5 protein-coding genes are annotated in these 4,714 nt (G+C 73.3%); 4 read left to right on the top strand and 1 reads right to left on the bottom strand.

The annotated features are described in order from the left end of the window. Window positions 1-198, top strand: a 198-nt coding sequence (locus ACFWY5_RS35475; protein WP_379637166.1) for a hypothetical protein, incomplete at its 5' end; no start/stop codon positions are given. Beyond that, window positions 195-2,060: a WD40 repeat domain-containing protein gene (locus ACFWY5_RS35470; protein WP_379637164.1), complete on the top strand. Its 1,866-nt coding sequence runs from the start codon at window positions 195-197 to the stop codon at window positions 2,058-2,060. The genes ACFWY5_RS35475 and ACFWY5_RS35470, both read left to right, overlap by 4 nt. Here ACFWY5_RS35470 and ACFWY5_RS35465 read toward each other — a convergent pair. After that, complete coding sequence (locus tag ACFWY5_RS35465) at window positions 2,033-3,244, bottom strand: FAD-dependent monooxygenase (protein WP_379637162.1); 1,212 nt, start codon at window positions 3,242-3,244, stop codon at window positions 2,033-2,035. The genes ACFWY5_RS35470 and ACFWY5_RS35465 overlap by 28 nt on opposite strands. Before the next feature lie 90 nt (window positions 3,245-3,334). Between ACFWY5_RS35465 and ACFWY5_RS35460 the strand changes: the two genes are divergently transcribed. Together ACFWY5_RS35460 and ACFWY5_RS35455 are read left to right on the top strand one after the other, a co-directional pair. After that, window positions 3,335-3,979, top strand: a complete 645-nt coding sequence (locus ACFWY5_RS35460; protein WP_379637160.1) for a TetR/AcrR family transcriptional regulator — start codon at window positions 3,335-3,337, stop codon at window positions 3,977-3,979. A gap of 39 nt (window positions 3,980-4,018) precedes the next feature. Further along, window positions 4,019-4,714 (top strand): M20/M25/M40 family metallo-hydrolase (locus ACFWY5_RS35455; protein ID WP_379637158.1); only part of this gene is annotated, 696 nt, incomplete at its 3' end.

The following is a 4,714-nucleotide window of genomic DNA, read 5'->3' as shown; positions in this document are numbered from 1 at the left end:
GTCGTTCGCACCGAGCCGGAGTACTTCGGGGACCGGTCTTTCGTGCGGCTGTGGGACCTGGCCACGCGCAGGCCGGTGACGGCCGAGCTGCACCCCCCGATGCCGCGGGCGGTCGCCCTGGGTGATCTTGACGGTGGCCGGGTGCTCCTGGTGGCGGACGTCGACGGAGGGGTCTGGTTCTGGCGGCTGACGCGGTGACCCGGGCCCTGCGGGTGTTCGCCGCGCTCGTCCTGCTCGTGCTGGTGGTGCCCGCCACCGGCCCCGCGCACCCGCCCTGTGCGCGCACGCCGCCGCCGGTGACGGCGCTGACCGGGCACCTGGACATCACCCAGGTGCTCATCGGCTCCCTGAACGGCAGGAAGATCGTGATCAGCGCGGGCCGGGAAGGAACCGTCCGGGTGTGGGACGCCGCGACGCTGCGGCCCGTCGGCGCGCCGTTGCGCGGCTGGGCGCCCATCGCCTACGCCCCGCCGTACCTGCTGATGGCCGACCGCGAGCGGGAGGACGGCGTGCGGCGGGTCGACCTGCGGCGCCCGCACCAGGCGAGCACCGCGCTGGAGGTGTACACCGGCGCGGACCACCCGCGCCTGGTCGTCGGCGACCAGGACGGCACCGCGATCGTCGCCCAGGGCGACATCGAGGACATCGTCCTGTTCGACCTCGCCACCGGCCGCCCGCACGGCCACGCCCTGCCGGTCGGCGGCTTCCCGGTCGCCATCCTCGCGCTGAACGGCGTGCCCGCCCTGATCGTCACGACGGAGGGTGACCTGTCGGTGTGGAACCTGCGCACCCGCGAGCGGCTCGGCAGGAGCCTCGTCCTGCATCCGCCGCGCGATCCGCCGCCGGAACCGCCCAACACGATGGCCGCCGAGGTGAGCACGGTCAACGGCCGCCCCTCCCTGCTCGTGCCGACCCACGACCGGGGCGTGATCTCCTGGGATCTCCTCTCGCGCGAGTGGCGTACCGCGATGGACGTGACCGAGGCCGTCGGGGGCGACTCCAGCGCCATGGCCGTCCACCGCGGCACGCCGGTGCTGCTCAGGCTTGAGGAGCAGCCGGGCGCCGGCGAGGACCTCGACCTCGACGGTCACGAGGACCGCAGCCGGATCACCGCGTGGGACCCGGTCAGCGGCGCCCAGCGTGCCGCCATCGACGTACCGGGACACGTGCGCGCACTGGCCGCCGAAGCGAACCTGGTGGTCACCGGCGGTGCGGACAACGCCCTGCGCTCCTTCGACCTCGACACCGGACGCGAAATCTCGCGCGTGCACGGCTCGCCCGCCGACCGGCTGACCAGGCTCGTCCCCGCCGGAACGCTGGCCGTCACGATCCGCGACCAGGGCGGCTGGCAGGTGGCCGACCCCGCGACCGGGCAACCCGTCGGCGAACCCGTCGCGCCGGACACCGGCGTGCGCGCGATCACGGCCGACGCGAGCACCGTGGTCACCGGCGGCGGCACGTTCGCCCCGGTCGTCAGGGTCTGGGACCTACGAACCCGCAGGGAACGCGGCCCGCCGCTGAGCGGCTTCTCCCGCTACGTGAGCCACGTGGCGCTCTCCGATGATCTGATCATCGCCGCGGGAGACGGAGGAAAGCGGGGCACCGTGCGCTTCTGGCACCGCACCGGCCGGGTCGCCCACCCGCCCCTCCGCCTGCCCGGCCGCCTGCTCGACCTCGAAGTGACCCGCCTGTACGGCAGGCCGGTCGCGCTGGCACTGGGCCACAAGGCGCTCTGGGTCATCGACCTGGCCACCGGCACCAGGACGGCCAACCTGACTCTGGGCAAGGTCCGCGGCGACCCGGGAAGGCTGGGCGCGCTGGCCACCGGCATGGTCGGATGCGCGCCCGTCGCCGTGATCGAGCGCGACGGGATGGCGGTCGTCGTCAACCTGACCACAGGCAGGCCACTGGGGACCCCGTTCGACCTCAGGGCAGAGTCGTGGCCGATCATCCTGGGACTGCGCGACGGGCTCCTGGCCGCCGCCGACCACGGCGGACGGGCGGTGCACGCGGTGTTCGACGTCACGACGGGTCAGTCGCTCACCGGACCGTGGATGTGACGGCCGCCGGTGGTGGCGGTGCCGTAGGGCGGGTTCCAGGCCAGGGCGCCGCCGACGGCCTTCATGAGCAGCGGGGTGGGCAGGGCGGCGGTGATGGTGTTGCGCAGCAGCGCCGCGGTGGGGCTGGCGGTCTGGAGGATGCGCCCGAGCCGGCCGGACAGGCGGGCCATGCTTTCCGTACGGGGCCGCCGGAGCCTGTCGTAGGCACGGAGCCCGTCGTCGATGCCCCGCTCGCCGATCGCGGCGGCGAGCGTCACGGCGTCCTCCACGGCCAGGCACGCGCCCTGGCCGATGTCCGGGGTGACCGCGTGGGCCGCGTCGCCGAGCAGGACCACCCGGCCGTGGACGAAGCTGGGCAGACGTTCGCGCAGGTAGTAGACGTCGTGCCGGAGCAGCGTCTCGGGAGGGCTGGCGGCGAGCATGGCGGGGATGGGCTCGTGCCAGTTCCGGAATCGGGCGGCGAGCCGCGCGAGGTCGTGGGCGGGCCGCGCGTGTTCGGCGATGGTTTCGGCGGCGAACCAGTAGATCTGCCCGTCGTTGACGGCGGCGTGGCCGAACCGGGCGCCGCCGCTGCCCCAGGTCTCCGACAGCACGCGCGGCACGTTCAGTGATCGGGCGGGCGCGAAGCCGCGCCAGACGGTGTATCCGGCGAAGGCCGGCCCCGGATAGCCGGGGAACAGTTGTGCGCGCAGTGCGCTGTTGACCCCGTCGGCCGCCACGACCAGGTCGGCCGATTCCGCCACGACGCCGTCGGGTGCGCGCAGCACGACCGTGGCCTGCCCGGCGTCTGTGGTGACCTTCTCGGCACGGCGGCCCACGCGCAGCGTGCCGGGTTCGAGCCCGGCCAGGAGGAGGCGATGCAGTTCGGCCCGGTGCAGGGCGTAGAACGGGGCGCCGTAACGGCGTTCGACGCCTTCCGCCGGGATGTGCCCGACGCGGGCCCCCTTCTCCAGGCGGATCTCCAGGGCCTCCTGGCGCTGACCGCGCTCGCGCAGGGCCGTCCCGAGGCCGAGGTGGTCGAGGGCCTTGACCGCGTTGGGGGCGATGCCCACGCCCGCGCCGACCGGCGCGATGGCGGGCGCCCGCTCGTACACCGTCACCTGCCAGCCGCTCGATTGCAGGGCGTAAGCGCTGGTCAGCCCGCCGATTCCGGCGCCGACGACGATCGCCGTGTTCCCGCTCATCCAAGATCCTCCATTTCAAACGATCGCTTGAAACGATCGATTGAAACGCATGCTATAGCATGGCCGCGACACCCTGGAGCAGGAGGTACGGTGGCCACACTCACGCGGGAACGGTTGATCGAGACCGCCATCCGGCTGTTCGGCGACAACGGGGTGGAGGCGACGTCCCTGCGAACGCTGACCGAGGCGGCCCGCACCAACATCGCCGCGGTCAACTACCACTTCGGCTCCAAGGACGGTCTGCTCCGGGCCGTCATCGACCAGACCATGCGCCCCGTCAACGACGAACGCCGCCACCGGCTGGACGCCCTCGAATCCGCCCCCGAGCCCCCCTCGGTCGCCGATCTGGTTCGCGCGTTCGTCGAGCCGGGATCCGAGCTCCCGGAAAGCCACGGCGACAACGGGCCCGCCGTGGCCCGCTTCATCGGCCGCCTGGTCACCGAACCCGACCCCGCCGTCCGCCAGCTCTTCGCCGACCAGGTCGACCCCGTGGAGGGGCGCTACCTCACCGCGCTCGGCCACGCCCTGCCCGGCCTCGACGACGACGCCGTCCGGTTCGCCTACACCAGCATGCTGGGCCTGCTCAGCCTCCACCAGTCCGGCGCCTTCACGGCACTCGACTGGCCGCACCGCCTCAGCCCCCGCACCGGCCGGACCGCCTCCGCCGACCGCGAGCGCCTCATCACCTTCATCACCGCCGGCATCCTCACCACAAGGGACAGGTCAAACGCTTAGCCCTTGAGATAGTCAATGAGCATGACTACAGTTCTGGCCATGGATTCCGCCGTGCTGTTCGAGCGCCTGTCCGCCCTGGTGAGCGTCGAGTCTCCCTCCGGTCACGCGGCGGGGCTGGAGGACTGCTACGCCCTGATGCGCTCCTGGGGAGAGCCGCTGCTCGGCAGGCCGGCGGAGATCGTCACGGTGAACGGCACCCCGCACCTGCTGTGGCGCCCGCCCGCGGAGGGTGGAGTCCTGCTGCTCGGGCACGCCGACACGGTGTGGCCGCTCGGCACCACCGGCCGCCGCCCGTTCCGCGCCGAAGGCGGTCGCGCGTACGGGCCGGGGGTCTTCGACATGAAAGCCGGGCTCGTGACGGCGTTCGCCGCGCTCGCCGGGTGCCGCGATCCCGGGGCGGTGGGCATCCTGATCACCGGTGACGAGGAGATCGGCTCGCCGACCTCGCGGGCGCTGGTCGAGGAGATGGCCGGGGCCCGCGACGCCGTACTCGTGCTGGAACCCAGTCAGGCGGGAGCGCTCAAGACGGCGCGCAAGGGCGGGGCGTTCTACAGCGTGGAGATCACCGGCAGAGCGGCCCACGCGGGGCTGGAGCCCGAACGCGGGGTCAACGCGCTGCTCGAACTCGCCGCGCAGGTGGTGGCGGTGTCGGAGCTGGCCGACCCCGAGCGCGGCACGACGGTCACCCCGACGGTCGCGCGCGCGGGCACCGCCACGAACACCGTGCCCGCGCGG

Origin of the sequence: Nonomuraea sp. NPDC059007 (assembly GCF_042740555.1) — a bacterium.
Classification (GTDB): domain Bacteria; phylum Actinomycetota; class Actinomycetes; order Streptosporangiales; family Streptosporangiaceae; genus Nonomuraea.
The sequence above is the reverse complement of the archived record's forward strand: the minus strand, read 5'-3'. Positions and strand labels throughout refer to the sequence as shown.

What these genes read in the sequence shown, in the direction of transcription:
- ACFWY5_RS35465 (WP_379637162.1), bottom strand. Translation starts at nt 3,244, where the DNA reads ATGAGCGGGAACACGGCGATCGTCGTCGGCGCCGGAATCGGCGGGCTG.